Annotated in this window: 21 protein-coding genes; 12 read left to right on the top strand and 9 right to left on the bottom strand. The window is 44.1% G+C overall.

From position 1 onward, the window contains the following. Nucleotides 1–122: 122 nt before the first annotated feature. The 4 genes from PG840_RS11930 (at nt 123) to PG840_RS11915 (ending at nt 6,247) form a co-directional block, all read left to right on the top strand. Nucleotides 123–1,358 carry an MFS transporter gene (locus PG840_RS11930; protein ID WP_270613675.1) on the top strand — a complete coding sequence of 412 codons (1,236 nt, stop codon included), beginning with the start codon at nt 123–125 and terminating at the stop codon, nt 1,356–1,358. Between the two features lie 175 nt (nt 1,359–1,533). After that, the gene (locus tag PG840_RS11925) at nt 1,534–2,583 is read left to right on the top strand and encodes a LacI family DNA-binding transcriptional regulator (protein ID WP_055297474.1); all 1,050 of its coding nucleotides are present in this window, start codon (nt 1,534–1,536) and stop codon (nt 2,581–2,583) included. A 175-nt stretch (nt 2,584–2,758) separates the two neighbouring features. Next, entirely contained in the window at nt 2,759–4,711 is a 1,953-nt protein-coding gene (locus PG840_RS11920) for a PTS beta-glucoside transporter subunit IIBCA (protein ID WP_270613674.1), read from the top strand. A 111-nt stretch (nt 4,712–4,822) separates the two neighbouring features. Further along, a complete protein-coding gene (locus PG840_RS11915; RefSeq protein WP_270613673.1) occupies nt 4,823–6,247 on the top strand; it encodes a glycoside hydrolase family 32 protein in 1,425 nt (474 codons plus the stop codon). A 141-nt stretch (nt 6,248–6,388) separates the two neighbouring features. On the opposite strand, the gene PG840_RS11910 is transcribed toward PG840_RS11915, so the two are convergent. Then, the gene (locus PG840_RS11910; protein ID WP_008371218.1) at nt 6,389–6,538 is read right to left on the bottom strand and encodes a hypothetical protein; all 150 of its coding nucleotides are present in this window, start codon (nt 6,536–6,538) and stop codon (nt 6,389–6,391) included. A gap of 69 nt (nt 6,539–6,607) precedes the next feature. On the opposite strand from PG840_RS11910, the gene PG840_RS11905 reads away from it, so the two are divergent. Both PG840_RS11905 and PG840_RS11900 read left to right on the top strand, forming a co-directional pair. Next, complete coding sequence (locus tag PG840_RS11905; protein WP_055155958.1) at nt 6,608–7,102, top strand: GNAT family N-acetyltransferase; 495 nt, start codon at nt 6,608–6,610, stop codon at nt 7,100–7,102. Between the two features lie 91 nt (nt 7,103–7,193). Further along, entirely contained in the window at nt 7,194–7,502 is a 309-nt protein-coding gene (locus PG840_RS11900; protein ID WP_270205780.1) for a hypothetical protein, read from the top strand. Between the two features lie 22 nt (nt 7,503–7,524). On the opposite strand, the gene PG840_RS11895 is transcribed toward PG840_RS11900, so the two are convergent. Further along, the gene (locus PG840_RS11895) at nt 7,525–8,412 is read right to left on the bottom strand and encodes an Rpn family recombination-promoting nuclease/putative transposase (RefSeq protein ID WP_270613672.1); all 888 of its coding nucleotides are present in this window, start codon (nt 8,410–8,412) and stop codon (nt 7,525–7,527) included. Nucleotides 8,413–8,660: 248 nt separating this feature from the next. Between PG840_RS11895 and PG840_RS11890 the strand changes: the two genes are divergently transcribed. From PG840_RS11890 to PG840_RS11875, 4 genes are all read left to right on the top strand, one after another. After that, nucleotides 8,661–9,440 (top strand): HD domain-containing protein, encoded by a 780-nt coding sequence (locus tag PG840_RS11890; protein ID WP_270613671.1) that lies wholly within the window; start codon nt 8,661–8,663, stop codon nt 9,438–9,440. 281 nt (nt 9,441–9,721) lie between these two features. After that, the gene (locus tag PG840_RS11885; RefSeq protein WP_270613670.1) at nt 9,722–10,114 is read left to right on the top strand and encodes a GntR family transcriptional regulator; all 393 of its coding nucleotides are present in this window, start codon (nt 9,722–9,724) and stop codon (nt 10,112–10,114) included. Beyond that, nucleotides 10,111–11,526 carry a hypothetical protein gene (locus PG840_RS11880; protein WP_270613669.1) on the top strand — a complete coding sequence of 472 codons (1,416 nt, stop codon included), beginning with the start codon at nt 10,111–10,113 and terminating at the stop codon, nt 11,524–11,526. The genes PG840_RS11885 and PG840_RS11880 overlap by 4 nt, the downstream gene beginning before the upstream one ends. Before the next feature lie 130 nt (nt 11,527–11,656). After that, entirely contained in the window at nt 11,657–12,004 is a 348-nt protein-coding gene (locus PG840_RS11875; protein WP_270613668.1) for an Hpt domain-containing protein, read from the top strand. Between the two features lie 66 nt (nt 12,005–12,070). Here the strand turns inward: PG840_RS11875 and PG840_RS11870 are convergent, their stop codons facing one another. Genes PG840_RS11870 through PG840_RS11840 form a run of 7 tightly spaced genes read right to left on the bottom strand, consistent with a single transcriptional unit; the run spans nt 12,071 to nt 16,946 of the window. Then, nucleotides 12,071–13,126: a type IV pilus twitching motility protein PilT gene (locus PG840_RS11870; RefSeq protein WP_270205783.1), complete on the bottom strand. Its 1,056-nt coding sequence runs from the start codon at nt 13,124–13,126 to the stop codon at nt 12,071–12,073. Nucleotides 13,127–13,145: 19 nt separating this feature from the next. Then, a complete protein-coding gene (locus PG840_RS11865; RefSeq protein WP_008371201.1) occupies nt 13,146–13,598 on the bottom strand; it encodes a hypothetical protein in 453 nt (150 codons plus the stop codon). A gap of 4 nt (nt 13,599–13,602) precedes the next feature. Continuing rightward, the gene (locus tag PG840_RS11860; protein WP_270205784.1) at nt 13,603–14,001 is read right to left on the bottom strand and encodes a hypothetical protein; all 399 of its coding nucleotides are present in this window, start codon (nt 13,999–14,001) and stop codon (nt 13,603–13,605) included. A gap of 10 nt (nt 14,002–14,011) precedes the next feature. Beyond that, nucleotides 14,012–14,500: a DUF4860 domain-containing protein gene (locus PG840_RS11855; protein WP_270205785.1), complete on the bottom strand. Its 489-nt coding sequence runs from the start codon at nt 14,498–14,500 to the stop codon at nt 14,012–14,014. A 12-nt stretch (nt 14,501–14,512) separates the two neighbouring features. Beyond that, nucleotides 14,513–14,851, bottom strand: a complete 339-nt coding sequence (locus PG840_RS11850; protein WP_055248727.1) for a hypothetical protein — start codon at nt 14,849–14,851, stop codon at nt 14,513–14,515. A gap of 12 nt (nt 14,852–14,863) precedes the next feature. Beyond that, entirely contained in the window at nt 14,864–15,916 is a 1,053-nt protein-coding gene (locus PG840_RS11845; protein ID WP_270205786.1) for a type II secretion system F family protein, read from the bottom strand. Between the two features lie 58 nt (nt 15,917–15,974). Next, entirely contained in the window at nt 15,975–16,946 is a 972-nt protein-coding gene (locus PG840_RS11840) for a transglutaminase-like domain-containing protein (RefSeq protein WP_270205787.1), read from the bottom strand. Nucleotides 16,947–17,135: 189 nt separating this feature from the next. Here PG840_RS11840 and PG840_RS11835 point away from each other — a divergent pair, with 189 nt between their 5' ends. Both PG840_RS11835 and PG840_RS11830 read left to right on the top strand, forming a co-directional pair. Beyond that, nucleotides 17,136–18,380, top strand: coding sequence for a BTAD domain-containing putative transcriptional regulator (locus tag PG840_RS11835; RefSeq protein ID WP_270613667.1), 1,245 nt, complete (start codon nt 17,136–17,138; stop codon nt 18,378–18,380). A 47-nt stretch (nt 18,381–18,427) separates the two neighbouring features. Next, a complete protein-coding gene (locus PG840_RS11830) occupies nt 18,428–18,859 on the top strand; it encodes a hypothetical protein (protein WP_270205789.1) in 432 nt (143 codons plus the stop codon). Nucleotides 18,860–18,992: the final 133 nt, after the last annotated feature.

Raw genomic sequence — 18,992 nt, 5'->3', positions numbered from 1 at the left:
CCGGCTTCAATCAACCACCATTTTTTGCTGAAACCCAACGGAATAAGATAGACAAAAAAGTGCCCGCATTGTATATTATTAGTAGTTTGAAACTGGGGAATATGCAAAGGGGAAAACGTATCATGAATCTAATTTCACAATACAAAGGTCTTAGAAAAGAAAACTATGTCTTATGCTTCGGACGCTTTGTGACGGCCATGGGGGCAATGGTCCGTCCGATGCTGACGATGATCTTAAGCCAGAAGCTTGGGATGAATGCCGTGCAGGTTGCCTGGATCACGGCACTGATGGGGATCCTGACGATCCCGGCAAATCTGATCGGTGGAAAGATGGCCGATCGTTTTAATAAGAAAATGAATATCGTTTACCTGGATATGATTTCCGTCATTTCTTATATCATCTGCGGACTGATCCCGCTGACGACAAAATCCATTGTGCTGATGTTTATCGCATCGACCTGCCAGAACATGGAAAATCCGTCCTACAATTCGCTTACTGCGGATATCACCCTCAGCAAGGACAGAGAGAGAGGGTATTCCCTCCAGTATCTGACAGCAAATCTCGGCGGCGTGATGGCTTCTGCTGTAGCCGGATTTATGTTTCGCAATTACTTATGGCTTGCATTTTTGCTCAGTGGAATTTCCATCGGCACTTCTTCTGTGCTGATCTATTTCTTTGTACAGAATATCACACCGGAAAAAGAAGAAAATGATAGCAACGCCATTTATCAGGCCGAACGCCACGGGGAAAGCCTGCTGACGATTCTTAAAGAAAACCGGCTTGTTCTGCTGTTCATTCTGATCACCAGCGGGTACACAGCACTTTACCAGATGTATAATTATCTCTTTCCTATGGATCTGATCCGTCTGCACGGGGATACCGGTGCGGTGATATTCGGAACAGTTACAAGCATCAACTGCTTTATCGTTGTTCTCTTCACACCACTTATCACCCAGATCCTGAAGCGATCCTCCGAACCAAAAAAGACAATCTACGGATTTTTACTGACACTGGTCGGCTATGTGATGTTCATCCTCTTTTCCGGACACATCCCGTTCTATTATGCAGCAATGGTCGTACTGACATGGGGTGAGATTTCTTACATGCTGGCGGAAAGCCCGTATATGACCAGGCGTATCCCATCCAGCCACCGCGGAAGAATCCACGGGCTGATGGAGATCATCCGTATCGGATTTATGAGTCTGTACCAGCTTTTGATCGGATTTATTTACAAAAATCATACGCCGATCTTTACCTGGGTCATCGTTCTTCTGACAGGAGTCGCATTCATGCTTCTGGCTGTTATCTTAACGAAAGAGGACAAAAAACGCTATAAAAATCTGTATCGCAGATTATAATAATGATGTGAACGGCAAAATTTACTTTTGACACTCACATCATTTTAAAAAGTTATAACCAAAACAATACAGGCAAGACCAAGATTGGATTTTCTCCTTTCTCCGGTCTTGTCTGTTATTTTGCTTTCCACTATAATAAGAGTATCAAATACAAAGGAGTTTCATTTACCAGATTATGACCATCAAAGAAATCGCACAGCTCGCCGGTGTCTCCAGCGCAGCTGTATCCAGATATCTAAACGGCGGCTACGTCAGTGAAGGGAAAAAAGAACAGATCCGTAAAGTCATCGAAGAAACCGGATACCAGCCATCCGCACAGGCGCGTATGCTTCGTACCAAAAAGGCAAGCCTGGTGGGCGTGGTCGTCCCGAAGATCAATTCTGAATCCATCAGCCGGATCACTGCCGGAATTGAAAGTGTTCTCGCCGAAAGAGGCTATCAGATGCTTCTTGCCGGAACCGACAACACCCCTGCAAAGGAAGTAGAATACCTCCGGTTATTTGAAAATTATCCGGTGGACGGAATTATTCTTGTCGGTACGATGTTCACCGCCGGTCACCGGAAATTTTTAAAAGAGACAAAGGTTCCTGTTGTCGTGATCGGGCAGCGCACCTCACACGCAAACTGCATTTACCACGACGATTACGGTGCAGGAAAGGCAATGGGACAGGCCGTTGCCGGATTCAGTAAAAAAGGAGTTGCTTACATCGGCGTTACTCGTGATGACAAAGCGGCAGGTGCCGCAAGAGAGGACGGATTTATCGCAGGACTCAAAAATGCAGGTGTCACGCTTTTCGAGGAAAATAAGCGAACCTCAGCCTTCACGCTGGAATCCGGATATGAGTCTGCTCTGGATCTTTTGGAAAGCAAATGTGATATCGATGTCATATCATGTGCAACCGATACCATAGCAGCGGGAGCAATCGAAGCCATTCAGACCTACTTAAAAAAGCAGATTCCGACAAATGCAGCCGATGCAGGTGCAAGAATGCGCTATATCCTTGAAAATACGTCCATCCGAGTAACCGGATTCGGAGATAACCAGATGTTAAAAGCCGTCACCGGAGGAATCCCAACCATCCATTTCGGCTACAAAACCAGTGGAATCCGCGGCGCAGAGCTACTTCTTGACAGTATTGAAAGGGGAGAACAGATCCCGATCGAGATGAAGCTCGGCTTCCGTCTTGTTGGAGCAGACCCTTCAGACTCCGAAAATCTTACCTGATTTTCCTGATTTTCCGAAGTTTCTTAAGGAAACGAAAGTTTCTTTCAACACTTTTCACAAAAAACAATATGAATTATCAGTAAAAATGCCATATTTACAAATGGCATTTTTTTTCATATTATTTAAGCATAAGATATGAAATCGATTACACATTGTATCTAAAGGAGGAGAGAATATGGATTACAGAAAAACCGCAAAGGAAATTCTGAATCATGTGGGTGGAAGTAAGAACATCGTATCTGCTGCCCATTGTGCTACCAGACTTCGCCTTGTCATTGCAGACAACACGAAAGCGGATAAGACAGCACTTGAGAATGTAGACGGGGTAAAGGGGGTATTTGAAGCATCCGGACAGCTCCAGATCATTCTCGGAACAGGAACCGTCAACAAAGTATTTGGTGAATTTATTGCAATCGCAGGCATCACAGCCAGCACGAAAGCAGAAGCAAAAGAAGCTGCTGCCGAAAAGCAGAACTGGTTTATGAAAGCCATCAAGCTTCTGGGAGACATTTTCGTACCGATCATCCCGGCAATCGTAGCCAGCGGTTTCCTTATGGGAATCATGAACGCACTGGATTTCATGAACAGTAACGGGTTCTTACACATCAGCACAACCAGCTCGATCTATGTATTTGCAACCCTTTTCAGTAACATTGCTTACACATTCCTGCAGATCCTGATTGCATTCTCCGCTGCAAAAGCATTTGGCGCAAATCCTTACCTTGGCGCAGTTATCGGTATGATCATGATCCATCCGTCCCTGCAGAACGCCTACACAGTTGCAACGGAAGGTGTTCAGCAGACACAGAGCGTGTTCTTCGGACTGTATCACATTGACATGGTCGGCTATCAGGGACACGTTATTCCGGTTGTCATCGCTGTATGGATCTTATCCGTACTTGAAAAGAAGCTTCACAAGATCGTACCGGAAGTTTTAGACCTTTTTGTCACACCGCTTGTCAGCGTATTCGTAACCGGATACCTTACACTTTCCATCGTCGGACCAATCTTCGTATGGGCTGAAAATGCAATCCTCGGAGCAATCCAGTGGATGCTGACACTTCCACTCGGACTTGGAAGTCTGATCATGGGTAGTTTATATGCACCGACCGTTGTTACCGGTATCCATCAGATGTACACAGCCATCGATATCGGACAGCTTGCAAAATACAGTGTAACCTACTGGCTGCCACTCGCAAGTGCAGCAAACGTGGCACAGGGTGCAGCAGCACTTGCCGTTGCTGTAAAATCAAAAGACCAGAAGATCAAATCCCTTGCACTTCCATCATCACTCAGTGCATTTATGGGAATTACAGAACCTGCAATCTTTGGTGTAAACTTAAGATTCTTTAAACCATTTATCGCCGGATGCATCGGTGGAGGATGCGGAGCCCTTTATGCTTCCCTTGTTCACCTCGGTGCAAAAGGAACAGGTGTAACCGGTATCTTCGGAATCCTGCTCTGCCTGAACCAGCCACTTCAGTACGTCATTGAGATGGCAATCGCAGTCGGTGTTGCATTTGCAGTATCCTTCGCACTTTACAAAGACAAGAAGAAAGAGCCAGTCGCAGAAGCTCCTGTTACTGTTGCAGCTTCCGTAGAGGAAACAGACAGCGAAGAATCTGCTGCTTCCGAAACCAAAACAGCTTCAGGCAATACAAAAACCACTTCTTCCGAAGAAGTGTTAAATGCTCCGGTAAATGGAAAAATCATTCCAAATGATCAGATCGCAGACGATACATTTGCAGCAGAAGTCCTTGGAAAAACCGTAGCGATCGAACCTGCTGACGGCATCATCACCGCACCTTGTGATGGCGAAATCGTAAGCATTTTTGATACCGGTCACGCAGTATGCATCCTGACTGACGGCGGCGCAGAGCTTCTGATCCATGTCGGAATCGACACTGTAAAAATGGATGGAAATGGATTTACAAAGAAAATATCTGACGGTGCAAAAGTACACGCCGGAGACGTGCTGATCGAAGCAGATTTAAATGCAATAAAAGAAGCCGGACATCCGGCAACAACCATGATGATCCTTACCAATACAGATCTGTATGATTCTGTAGAATGTGCCGCACCCGGCACTGTAACCGGTAAATCATCTGTTATGAAACTTACGAAATAAAATAACTCATGACAAATAATCAAATTTGTCTCCCGCAGCGGGTGTCGGATATCCGTATCAATACGTTTTCCGGACCGTTGCCTGCGGAACTATTTCCAGGAGTGAATCAATATGAACGCATTAACCAGAGATTTTGTAAACTTAGTAAATACAGCAGAAGAGAACCAGACAGCAAAAGAACAGACATCCGGCACACAGTTCCGCGAGAAACTGCACCTGATGCCTCCGGTTGGCTGGCTCAACGATCCGAACGGACTTTGTCAGATGGATGGTGTGTTCCACGCATTTTTCCAGTACTCCCCATTTAACGCCGAAGGCGGTGTGAAAATGTGGGGTCATTACACCAGCACCAATCTGATCGACTGGGAATACAAAGGTGTATCCCTCTACCCGGATCAGCCATTTGACTGCCACGGTGTATATTCCGGATCTGCCTTCCTCGAAGACGGTACAATGTATCTTTACTACACCGGAAATGTCAAGCTGGAAGATGGAGATTTTGATTATATCAACACCGGCCGTGAGGCAAATACCGTACTCGTCACAACCAAAGACGGAATCCATTTTGGTAGCAAAAAAGAGCTGCTCCGCAACAGCGATTATCCTTCTGACCTGACCTGCCATGTGCGCGATCCGAAGGTCTGGAAAAAGGACGATATCTACTACATGATCCAGGGCGCACGTACTAAAAATGATGTCGGTCAGGCACTGATTTTTGAATCCTCCGATAAAATAAACTGGCACTTTCGCAGCCGTATAGAATCCGAAAAGCCTTTCGGTTATATGTGGGAATGCCCGGATTATTTTGAAACGGACGGCATCAAAATCCTTTCCTCCTCCGTCCAGGGCCTGGAAGGCAAAGAGTGGGCTGACCGAAATGTATACCAGTCCGGTTACTTCCTTGTGGACGGCGACATTTTAGATTCCTACAAATTATCCCCATATCATCTGTGGGATTATGGTTTTGACTATTACGCTCCGCAGAGCTTCGAAGCAGAAGATGGAAGACGCATCCATATCAGCTGGATGGGAATGCCGGATTGCGAAGAATATACCAATCCGACCATCAAAGACGGATGGCAGCACTGCTTTACATTTCCAAGAGAAGTCTTCATAAAAGATGACAAAGTCTGCCAGAAACCGGTTCGCGAACTGGATGCAAAAAAACAACAGCTTCAGGATGTTCAGAATGAACTTACCCAGAGCGGCTGCCCGGTATATGAAGTAAATGTAAATGGAATTAAGGAGAATCATTTCCAGGCTGTCCTTTCAGATGAACTGATCCTTGAATATGAGAATGGACGGTTCCAGATGCATTTCACAAACAAAAGTAAAACTTCCGCATCCGCAGGCAGAAGCCTTCGCTACGCCAACGTCGGCACTCTGGAAAATGTAAAAATCCTTGCAGATACTTCTTCCGTTGAAGTATTTGTAAATGACGGAGAATTCGTATTCTCTACAAGATATTATCCAAATGATTATAAGATTGTGGTGCATTCCCCAAGTGCCCACATTACATTCGATAAAATTCAGTAAATCGTATATGGGAAATCTCCCCAAGCTTCCCGTATACGAAAACGCCAGACGGGGTACAGCAATCCCTTTTCCTCCTTTGCATGCTGTATCCTGCCTGGCATTTTTTAATTCTGATTGTTACACAATTTTTAATTCTGACTGTTACACAATTGCTTTTCCCGTAAATAAAAGCGAATAGAGCATACTGTTCAGTTCCGGATAGCTTTCCAGTTTTTCACGCAACGACTCAAACAGCATATTTTTTTCTGAAAGCAAAATCCTTACCGCTTCCAGAAAACCCTTCTTCTCCACCTTTTCTTTTTTTATTTCAAATGTTATACTTCATATACAGCAAAAAACAGATAAAGGTAACGAAACACCATGTTAATCAGAAAAACACTTCCAGAAGATGTAGACACGATTTTAAATATTTTTGACACCGCACGCCAGTTCATGCACGCAACCGGAAACCCGACACAATGGAATGCAAATTATCCGGCTCTCGAAGATCTCGAACCGGATATCCAGAATGGTAACAGTTATGTCTGCGTAGAAAATGATAAGGTCGTTGCCACTTTTACACTCATCATCGGAGACGAGCCGAACTATCAACTCATTGAAAATGGAAGCTGGCGTTCCGAGACTCCATACGGAACCGTTCACCGCCTTGCATCTGACGGAACAACCAAAGGGATTGCACGGGCTTGCTTTGATTTTTGCAAGACACAGATCTCACATCTGCGTGTAGATACCCACAAGGATAATCAACCAATGCAGGCTTGCTTTAAGCAGAATGGATTTGAAGAATGTGGGATTATTTACGTCAGTGACGGGACTCCGCGGATCGCTTATGAATTTATTAGGATATCTGAATAGAGGGGTATTTTTATGACAATCAATAGTATTTTAGAAGAAATTATAAATCTGGCAAAAAAATATTCTGCAACTTCAAATGATATCAACACAATTGAAAAATGTTGTCCGGGAAATGCTGGCAAATCCTCACGTTGACCTCACCAGAAAAATCCGAATCCTCTGGCGACCAGAATTGTATTCAATCCAGCAAAAATATCATCTGCCAGAATATAAGCAGAAGAGTAAGGCTTTTGTCCAGAAGAAGCTTGTAGAAAAATTGCCGGAGATGATATTAAATGAGCAGATCAGCCAGAAGCTTTTTGAGCGAGACTATACACAGATTGCAGAAGAAATCCGCAATTATAAAAAAGAAAATTCCCGTGTCAGATGTCAGGAGAAAGTAACTTACACTTTCTCCTGACATCTGACACGGGATTCTTATTTTACTCTATTCCATATTCTTTCAGGAGTTTTTCCTGATACTCGGTATCTTTCGTTGAGCGTTCTAAATCACTGTATCTTTTATCTGCTAACAGATATCCGTTCAGTCGATTGATATTTTGTATCCCTTCATCACGCCCTTCTCTTCTCAACGTCTTCTCATGCAATTTTTTATTATATGTTGTCAAAATCATTTCCAACACCTCCGCTCGATGTTTCTTCAAAAAATCCGTCAACACATTCTGCCTGATACAGGCATCCATTGCTTTAGAAACCGCATCTTCCATTGTATCTTCCAACTGCATATATTCCCTGACACATCGCACAAATATTGCATACTCCTCCAGCCGTCTGCACTGATGCATCAGCTCCTGATTATGACCATAATTGATATTCAGCATAATCGCTGTACATTCCAGACACGATTTTTCATCATCTGTCGCTTCAAAACAATCAGACAGCTTTAATTCCATTGAATCTGGTTCATCCTTTGTTCCATTATAAAAAACAATGTACTTCGGTATCGGGAGCCGTAGTCTTTTTTCTCCGTATATATCCAGATCATTCTTTGCTACATATCCCTGATATAGCCTTCCGAAATAGAACACGCCACGTAGTGGCATATTGGGATTAAAGGTACTTTGATGTTCATACAGATTCATTGTACCACCCACCAGAAAGGATACATCATTTTTCATAGATAGATAAAGGACATCTTCTAATGTGTTTACTTTCAGATCATCAGGATTCTGATAGTCTGTGTGATTGCTTGCATTATAAAGCTGCAACAGATCTTCTTTGTTATTAAAGATCATTCTCCATAATCGGTCTTTATATTGCCGGTTATGAGTTTGTTTGTTATGACGAATCTTTTTCTTTTGTTTTCTCATTTCTGCCTCCATTATAATCGAAAAAGGTTAATAAGTAAATTCGTCATAACTCATGTTTCGTGTAGATATAAAATTTTATCTACAATAAATACACTCATATCTATATATGATTTAATTTTCTACATTCGCCTTATTTCAAATAATACTGGTTTCTCTTGGCAGAAGCAATTAAAAAATAATAAAATTTGTGTTATCATATTCATAAATCTTTTAATCACTAACCATATATTTCCAGGAGGTTTAACTTCATGTACTACCAACTCGCACAACAAGAATTTGAATCTTACCTTAACGGATACGACCGCGAAAATGACCGCATAAAATTAAAAATCATCCACACCTACGGCGTTGTAAAACAGGCAGAAGCGCTTGCCGGAAGGATGCATCTTTCAGCCGAAGACACCGACCTTGCAAGGCTGATTGCACTCCTTCACGACATCGGGCGTTTTGAGCAGTTAAAGCGCTACGACAGCTTTGAGCCTGGCACAATGGATCACGCTGCTTACGGTGTAAAGGTACTTTTTGATGAAGGCATGATCCGCCGCTTTCTTCCGGATGACAAATGGGACTCCATCATTTACACTGCAATCGCCCATCACAGCGATTATGAACTCCCTGAGATTTCAGATCCGCAGACACTTTTACACGCAAAGCTGATCCGTGATGAGGACAAGCTGGACAACTGCCGGGTAAAGCTCGTAGACTCCACAAGTACCTTTATTAACGTTTCTGAAGAAGAACTCGGTACACAGAATATAACCCAAAAGGTATACGAAACAGTGTTTGAAAATAAATGTATCCTTTCCGCAGACCGCGTCACACAGATGGATTACTGGGTATCTTATATCGTCTATTTCTTTGACATTAACTTCAAAGAAAGCTTTGATATTATAGCGGAAAATGACTATTTAAACCGCATTATCGACCGGATTTCATACAGCAATCCGGTTACAAAAGAACAGATGGAAAAAATTCGGACTTATATGCAGAATTTTATTAATTCCCATACAAACAGCCAATCCTTTTAACTCACTCAGCTTGCAAAATTACCAGGCTGTAAAAAATGTTTTTAAACTTTTACAATTTTAGTCAGGCGAATATTTGCCCGCTATTTGTTTAACTTAATCAAAACACAAACCACATAAAAAATCAGGAAACTGACATACGCGCTTTCATAGGAGCAAATTCTAAGATTTATTTGCACCTTGAAAGCGTGTACATCATTTTCCTGTTTTTTTATCCTCCTATTGTATTATTTGTATTATGTGGTATAATACAATCAAATCTCACAGAAAGGAGATGCCGATATATGATCATCAAGATCAACATGCAGTCCGAAGTCCCGATCTACCTTCAGCTGCGCAACGAGATTGTCAAAGGAATCGGGCGAGGGGAGTTTGAGCCGGGAGAATCGCTTCCGACCGTCCGCCAGATGGCAACCGATCTCGGTATCAACACCATGACCGTCAGCAAAGCTTACCAGCTTTTGAAAACAGAAGGCTTCCTCGAGACAGACCGCCGTAAGGGAACAACCATCTGTTATCCCACTTCCTCTGCTCCACCAGATAACCGCTTTGACGAAAAGCTGGCAGATGAACTGGAACTTTTAAGCGCAGAAGCAAAGTTCCACGGCATGACTTTGACCGACTTCCTGGAACTCTGCCAGAGAGCATTTAACGAAATGGAGGTAACAGCGAAATGATGATGCTGATTATATTTTTAATTACAGACATTTCCATGGTCGGCATCTTTGCCGGAGTCTATGGAAATATTGCAAAATACCAGGAAGGAATGCTGATGGGAGTCCATATTCCTAAATCTGAACTTGAACATCCCGACGTAAAAGAGCTTCTCCAGCTTTATAAAAAGCACAACCGCCAGTTTTATTTGTGGAACATGCTTGCAGGAATTGCGGTATGCCTGCTTTGCTTTACTTACTTTTCTATTTTTATTACCGTATGGACACTGTGGTTCGTAGAATTCTGCCTTCTTACCATCCTCCGTGTCTATCATTATCACCAGAAAGTATACGACATTAAGCAGAAAAATGGATGGATCAGCTCAGCAAATGCAGATGTGTCCGCTGCAGTGGATACCCGCACTTCCTCACAAATTGCGAAAAAGATACTGCCTGCAAAGCTGCATCTGATCCCGGCTGCAGTGATTCTGATCCCTCTGTTTTTCCCGCAGGTCCGTACTTATCTGCTGACTGAAAGTGATGGAAGAGTCATGCTTCTCTGCACAATTCTTGTCGCGGCAGCTTACATGGGTACCGGCTATTTATTCGCCCATATGCCAAACAAAATTTACAGTGAAAATTCACAGATCAACCTGCAGATCAATGCACTGGAAAAGCGTTTATACACCATATTCCTTTTTGTCTCCAACATTTGCAATACCGGCGCCTATCTCGGGATCATCCGGGATATTGCATCCAGCAACTGGATTGGCGGAGTTGGAATGGGCATCTACATTTTCCTCGAACTGATACCGGCTGCCATCATATTGATCATGTTTTTCTGGCTGCGTAAGGAAAAAGAGCGGATCCTCTCCCAGGACAGCACACCATTTTATATTGATGATGACTATTACTGGCGGAAAGGCTGGTACAACAATCCAAATGACAAACGGTATTTTGTACAGGACCGTGTGAACAGCATGAATTATTCTCTAAACTACGGACACCCTTCTGCAAAATATGTCACCGGAGGAATGCTCGTCGGCACCGGGCTTCTTCTCCTCTGGATGTGTATCCTCTGTATCCGGATCGATTTTACACCGATCCGCCTGACGGAAAATGCTGCCCAGTATTCTATTACATCCGGCTATAAAACAGCAACCTTTGCTCTTGCCGATGTGGAATCAGTAACTCTTCTGGATAATCTGCCGGATGAAAAATTCTACCGGTCTGATGGATCCGAAGATAACAGCAAACTTCTCGGTAATTTCCGTGGCAGCAAAACCGGACATTGCCAGATGTATATCTGGATTGAACATCCTCCGGTTCTTCAGATAAAGACAACAGATACCACCATTTTTCTGAACAGCAGCAACGAAGCACAGACTAAAGAATGGTACGATCAGTTAAATGATGCAATTTCTTCGAATAAATAAGCCTTTTTCATTACCATGACAATGCATAATACGAAATATCTTGTAAAGCGTAACACGTCATGTTAAAATGTTGGGGGCAAAAATATACGGATTTCACAAAGATAAAAAAGTTCAGAAAGGACTGTAGACAATGACACTTCAAGAATGTTATGTAAAAATTGGTGGCGATTATAATGATATTCTTCACCGGTTTATGAATGAAAATATGGTACGCAAATTTGTCCTCAAATTTCCGCAGGACAACAATATGGCTTTATTTGAAGAATCCTGGGCTAAAAAGGACTACGAAACCGCATTTCGTGCAATGCATACCTTAAAAGGTGTTGCCGTAAACCTTGGATTTACTGCACTTTACAATGTCAGCAGTGCTCTGACTGAAAAGCTCCGCAGCCAGGAATACGACAACCTTGACGGTTTGATCGCCGATGTCAAAAAACAGTATGATATCGTGATCGAAGCAATTACAGCCCTTGGCTAAATCTTAAAACACTGACGATAAACAGGAAGAGACTGCTTCACCGCAGCCCCTTCCTGTTATGTTTTTCTATAGCTTTTTCTTCAGCATTTCCGGATTTGATGCATAGGAGAGAGCCGTCTCCGCCGTGATTCTCCCATCTTTATACAGATTCAGAAGGCCAAAATCCATCGAATGCATTTCTTCTTTATTAGACGAATACACGACTCCATCAATCTGCGGAACCTTATTGTCGCGGATCATATTGCGGATCGCCGGAGTGATCGTCATGATCTCAAATACCGGGACCTGTTTTCCATCCACTGTCGGCACAAGCTGCTGTGAAATTACAGCCTGCAATACCATGGACAGCTGAACTGCAATCTGCCTCTGCTGGTTTGCCGGAAATACATCAATGATACGGTCAACCGTATTTGCTGCTCCGATCGTATGCAGGGTAGAAAATACCAGATGCCCGGTTTCCGCTGCTGTCATTGCCACATCGATCGTCTCATAATCACGCATTTCACCAAGCAGGATCACATCCGGGCTCTGCCGGAGCGAAGCACGTAGCGCATTGACATAGCTTTCCGTATCCACATTGATCTCTCTCTGGCTTACAATACTTTTATCATGCCGGTGCAGATACTCGATCGGATCTTCCAGCGTAATGATATGCTTTTCCATTGAATGATTGATCTTATCCACCAGACAGGCAAGCGTAGTAGATTTTCCACTTCCCGCCGGGCCCGTCACAAGCACCAGACCTTTTGACAGGTTATAAAAGCTCATCACCGGGTCCGGAATCCCGATCTCATTCGGCTCCGGCAGTTTAAATGTGATCACACGGATAACGGCTGAGAGCGCACCCCTCTGTTTGTACGCACTGACACGGAATCTCGAAAGTCCCGGAACAGCAAAAGAAAAATCATCATCTCCTTTTTCTTCAAGAACCCGGATGTCCCGTCCTCCTGCCAGCTTATATAATTCCTCAACGCATTCTTTCGTCTGCGGCGGCATCAGCTTTTCTTCCTTCTCCCTGCAGATTCTTCCATTTGCCCGATAAGAAACCGGAAGACCTGCTACAACAAATATATCCGATGCATGATTTAAAACTGCCTGCTGAAGCAGTACAATGATATCCATAGCTCAAACTCCTTTCGCGTCAGTCACTTCCAAGGACCGGAAGTGTTGACTTTTCTTCCCATTTCTCAGATGCTGACTCTTTCCATTTTACAACCTTCTGCGTTCCCTTTACCGGATCTGCCAGGATCTCGACTTCCAGATTCTGACTGTCCGTGACCGGAACCACATAGGAAATATCCAGATTCGCTCCGTCTTCTTCAGCTGTCACGCCCTCAATCTGCCGAATCGCAAATACAGGATCCTCTTTTGCAAATGCATCATCGATCTGCGCCATGATCTGCGCCGCTTTTGCATTTGCCTCACAATACGCCGTTTCCCGGCCGGCAAGCTGCTGACTATAACTCTGATCCCTTTTTGCACTTGACAGTGAGAGTGTGGCAAATGTCACCAGACACAGGATTACAAAGATCACAAGCAGGTACGACGTTCCGATCTGAATCCCCGGGTATGATCCCCTTTTCTTTCTCTTCATCCTGTCACTCCCTTTCCGTGCCTGTCATCCGGTCTGTTTCCACCGAATAGATTTCTTCCGGCTGTTCTCCGGACAGGCGCTGCACCGTAAATGTTCCATGCAAAAGCTTCCCATCCGGCTCCACCCGGATCACGATCTCATACGAAGCCTCATCCTTACTGCATTCCTGCCAGTCTGCGTCATAGAAGACCTCCGTGTCCTCCATCAGCGCATCTGCAAGAAAAAGCTCTGTATACCCGGAAACCTTCTCAAGCGCCGTATTCAGTTCCTGTGTCTCGCGGCTGATCGTGTGCGCCTTCACAAAAATCTGCACACACACCGCAGAAGCAAGGCAGAAAAATAAAATTGCAATCATCAGTTCCAGCAAAAACAGGCTGGAACGCTTTGCCGGTGTCCGTTCCATAAATCTTCTCCTATCTTGCAGCGCTCTTCACACTGACAAATGTATCTATCTTTTTCCCGTCTTCATTTTCACAATACAGATGAAAAATCCCATCTGAAGTTTCCTTAGCCTCGAAGTCCTTTGTTGCCAGGATCTTCCGTCCATCGGATGCTTTTGCTTCCGTTCCATCCCGGATAAAAAGCTCTCTTAAGTATCCATCATACGCATACAGATATGTCACATAATCCTTCTCATCATAACGCTGCCGGATCACGAGAGCATTTTCCCCATCGAAAGTTCCCTCTGCTATCGCACCATTTTCATCATTCTGGTGCATTTTCTCCGTCACATAGGCAAGTGCCGTCCGTCCCGAATAGGAATCCGACGAGGCCTTCACCTGCCGGCTGTAAAATCCCGATGCAAGAACCACAATGGCGACCGATGATGCCGCCAGCACGAAAAAGACTGCAAGAGGAAAAAGAAAATCAATCACATGCTTTTTTTCATTTCTACGCTTCATGTCCATTTCCTCCTATCGTTCGATCACCGTAATGTCCGGAAGAATATTGGCACCGGCAATCTGATAATCAATAAAAAACTGCTTCTTGTCATACTGGATCCCACAGTTTTCCGTCAGATCATCAAGCGTCTCCGGATAGTGTCCTTCCAGCGCATAGTACTGCGTCACACCACGCCAGAGTGCATTTTCCAGACTTTCCTTCTGCCTGCGTCTTGTCGTGTCCGAAAGCCTTTCAAATCCACTGAAAAAAGCACTGCAGATACATACAAACAACAGAAGGGACAGACAGAAATTCCGAAGTGGACGCTGCCGTTTTCCGTGATAAAACCGTTCCCGTTCTTTTCTCCACATAGCATATGCCTCCTAAAGTCCTGACATAATTCCAAGAAGCGGAAGCATAACCGACAGAAGGATCGTTCCGACGATCACCGACAGGATGATCACCAGAGTCGGTTCCAGAACTGCGATCATCGAAGAAAGCTTTTCATCCACTTCCTCCTCACACTCATCGGCAATCCTTCCCATCATCTCATCCATCATTCCGGCTTTCCCGGCAATGGATGTCATCCGCGCATAAACACCTGTGAAGATTCCGGCTTTCACCAGCGCCTCTGCGATATCCGTTCCATTTTCCATATCCGCTTTGCATTCTGCTACTTTCTTCCGGAAATCATCATCCTCGATCAGGTTCTCCGAAAATTCCATTCCCTGTTCCGGAGTCAGTCCACTTTTCAATGCCAGTGACATTCCACCTGCAAACCGGCATGCCGACAGCTTATCCTTCAGCTCCCTTGAAAATGCAAACCCGGATCCGATGTGATACAGTTTCTTTCTGCCGCTCTCTGTCTTTGTAAAATAAATACCCGCACAGACGATCACCGCCAAAAGTACCGCAAACACCGCCGAATATTTGGAAAGAGCATTGCCTGCAAGCAGGATCCCTCTTGAAAATCCGGTCATTTCCTGACCAAACTGGCGGAACACCTGATCAAATACCGGCATAACCTTTGTCATCAAAATGATAATGATCACCAGCATCATCCCGATCATCAGAAGGGGATAGGAGATGGCACTCCGGACACTTCTCCTGATCGCTTCCTCTCGGTCATAATGCTCTGCCAGAGATTCCATTACTTCATCTAGAGTTCCTGTCTCTTCTCCGATCTGCGTCATACGGATCAGATACTCCGGAAATACTTTCGTCTCTTCCAGCGCCTGATCCAGCCTGCCCGTATCCATCACTGACTGATAAATCTCATCCAGCAGCTTTTTTTCTGCCTTCGTCTGCGCATCCTCCCGGAGAAGATCAACTCCCTCCAGGGAAGAAATCCCAGACTTCAGGATCATTGCCATTTCACTGCAGAACGAAGCAATTTCCAGATTCGTAAGCTTCCCCTGCTGTGTCCGCTTTTCCATATATGTCATCCTCCTTTTCACATTCCTGCCACATTCTTCTTATCCGGCTTCCTTTTATCTAATAGGTATACTTTGTGACATAATTCTTTCCATTTCCCACATACTTCTTCACATCCGAAGCACTGTTGTTTGCAGCAAGTGTCGGATCCATGATCGACCAGTTCTTTCCGTCAAATTCAATGATGTTATCCACCCAGCCGATCTCATCAACATAACAGCTGATCCATGCATGATACACATCACCGGAATAGCCAACCTCCAGCTTCGTCGGAATCCGCTGCGACCGGAGCATTGCCGACATCAACGCCGCATAATCAAAACAGATTCCTTTCCCGGTATCCAGTGTCTCATCCGGATCCGGTGTGTACCCATACGGAACATTCTCCGCTTTCTTTTTATCATAGGAAATATTTTTAATTACAAAATTATAAATCTGCGTTACCACATCCAGATCAGAATAGCAGTCCTTTCCTGCAAGACTCTCACCCTTTTTTACACACTTGGAATCTGCCGTGAAATTCACATAATAATTCGGATGCAGAAACGGGGCAAATTCATCTGTGATCTGTACGTCCAGATCCTGGGTAAAGCTTACCGCATACAGATTGTCCTCTACAGACACACTCTCCAGAAGTGTTACCTTATAAGAACCATTCCCGCCCGGAAGCGGATAAACCGCATAATCACCAACAACCGTAACCGGATAGGTATACTCTGTGCCATCCGGGGATGTCACCTGGAGCTTGACTTTTTCATTACTTCCATTATAACAGATCATCACATAGCCATCTGCCGTATGGGATGCATCCAGTACAACCAGGTCATTTCCATATGTCACTTCACCGGAAGCCTCCGTCTGAAGCACCTGCGCCGATGGATCTCTCGGATCCCCCTTTTCCCCGGACTGGCTTTTTTTTCCCCCCGATGCACATCCGCCAGGTATCAGTACACCTGTCAGAAATAGCAGAAAAAAGAAAAGAAAAATCCTCTGCCAGCGTCTTTTTTGTTCATATAAATCGTTCTGCCGCACAGAATTCCTCCTTTCTTTTCCACAGTGAAACAGTCCCAAAAACTCAACTAGAAAAATTATAGCATAATCAAAACATTAAAAGAAGTTATTTGGTCTAATATGCTTTAATTTATTTGACAAAAAAATCAAAGACCATTACAATAGAAATCAGTTATAAACCATCACAATAGTAAAATTGGGGGTTAATTTATGAGTGATCATTTACCTGTCTTAAAGGTTCGTTTATTCGGAGGATTCTCAGCAAGCTACGGAGAGATTCCCGTATCATTCGGACGCAACACAACGACAAAAGCAATGAAATTGTTGCAGATATTACTCTACCATGGCGATACCGGTATCTCCAGAGATAAGCTTCTTGATGAATTATACGGAAGAGAAGAACTTGCCGATGCTGCCAACAACCTTCGGGTAACCGCACACCGTCTTAAAAAGATCATCGTAGATGCCGGACTTCCGAGTCATGATTATATCAACATCAAAAAAGGTATTTATCGATGGGATGCTCCGATGCCGACCGAAGTTGATGCACATCAGTTTAAGGTTCTGTCAAAAGACGTGCAGACGTGTACCGATAAGGTAAAAAAGCTGGCACTTCTTAAGAAGATCTGTCTGATGTACCGTGGGGAATTTCTTCCGGAGCTTTCGGGAGATGAATGGGTTCTTGTTGAAAGCGTCCAATATAAGAATATTTATTCCGAATCCCTTCAGGAGCTCTGTAAGCTTCTGATCGAACGCGGAGATTATGAAGAGACACTTCGTTTCTGTGAGCCGGCATGCCAGTTATATCCGTTTGATGAATGGCAATCCGTCCGCATCGACTGCTATATGGCATTGAACCGCTATAAGGATGCTGTGCAGGAATATGAGAGCACTGCCAAATTATTTTTCGAAGAGCTTGGAATCCGCCCTTCTGAACATATGATGCAGCAGTTCGAGCAGATGAGCAGTCGCCTTAACTACAAACCACAGGAACTCGGCGACATCAAGGAACGTCTGAAAGAGGACGATATACGCGGCGGTGCTTTTTACTGCAGCCTGCCAAGTTTCCGTGACAGTTACCGTCTCGTTTCCCGAATCATTGAGAGGAACGGACAGTCCGTATACTTAATGTTATGTAGCATCACCAACGGAAAAGGAATGCCGATGGACAAGCCGGACAAGCTTGAAGTTCTTTCAGGTGAGCTTCAGAATACGATCCAGCAGTGTCTGCGTAAAGGAGACTCCTTTACCAAATACAGCCCATCACAGTTTCTGATACTTCTCGTTGGTACGAACAAAGAGAACTGCAGCATGATTTTCGACAGAATCCAGAGATACTTCTCCAGAGAGCATAAAAGCTGGAAGCAGTACCTGGACTACTTCGTGTCCTCTGTAGCCGAAGTAGACCGGCAAGATTCACCGATTCAGTTCAATACTGAGAATAAAACCTGGTAAGCTGCAATCATGTTATCTTCGCAGCAGGGCAGAAATGGAGATAATTTATGGAACAAAGCTATCAAATCAGTTGGTATGCACCAAACTTTATTAACATGTGTATTGATAATATTAATGATGGAGAGCTGTCCGGTCGGATTTATCACTGCTACAGCAAAGAACCCTGGAAATTCACCAATATCCTTCAGCTGATCGAATTAGCTGATGATTTCTTCGACAGACTCGAATTTCCACAGGCATCCACCAGCGCACGTTCTTTCACTTCAACCCAGTTTTCAGGTGTTGACCGGCTTGATAAAGTACAGTCACCGGAAGATTTCATCGAGAATCGTGGACAAAAAGGGACTTTCTTTCTCAATGTCAGATACCGCCAGAATTCATCCTGGCAGGGCATCGTCCACTGGATTGAAGGTAACTCTACACAACAGTTTGTAAGCGTACTTGAACTGCTTAAAATTCTCAGCAATGCATTCGTTTAAAGGAATGGCATTGTGTGAGATATCATTACATGAATGAATAAGAATTATACAGGCATTGTCTGATCACGGAATATGATCGGAGGGTGCCTTTTAATTATCTTAAAATTTTATTCTTTCTTAATTGCTTTTCATA

It is taken from the genome of Coprococcus sp. AM97-35 (genome assembly GCF_027697525.1).
Taxonomy (GTDB): domain Bacteria; phylum Bacillota; class Clostridia; order Lachnospirales; family Lachnospiraceae; genus Allocoprococcus; species Allocoprococcus comes.
Note: the sequence above shows the minus strand (reverse complement) of the source record. Positions and strands in the feature narration are given on the sequence as shown.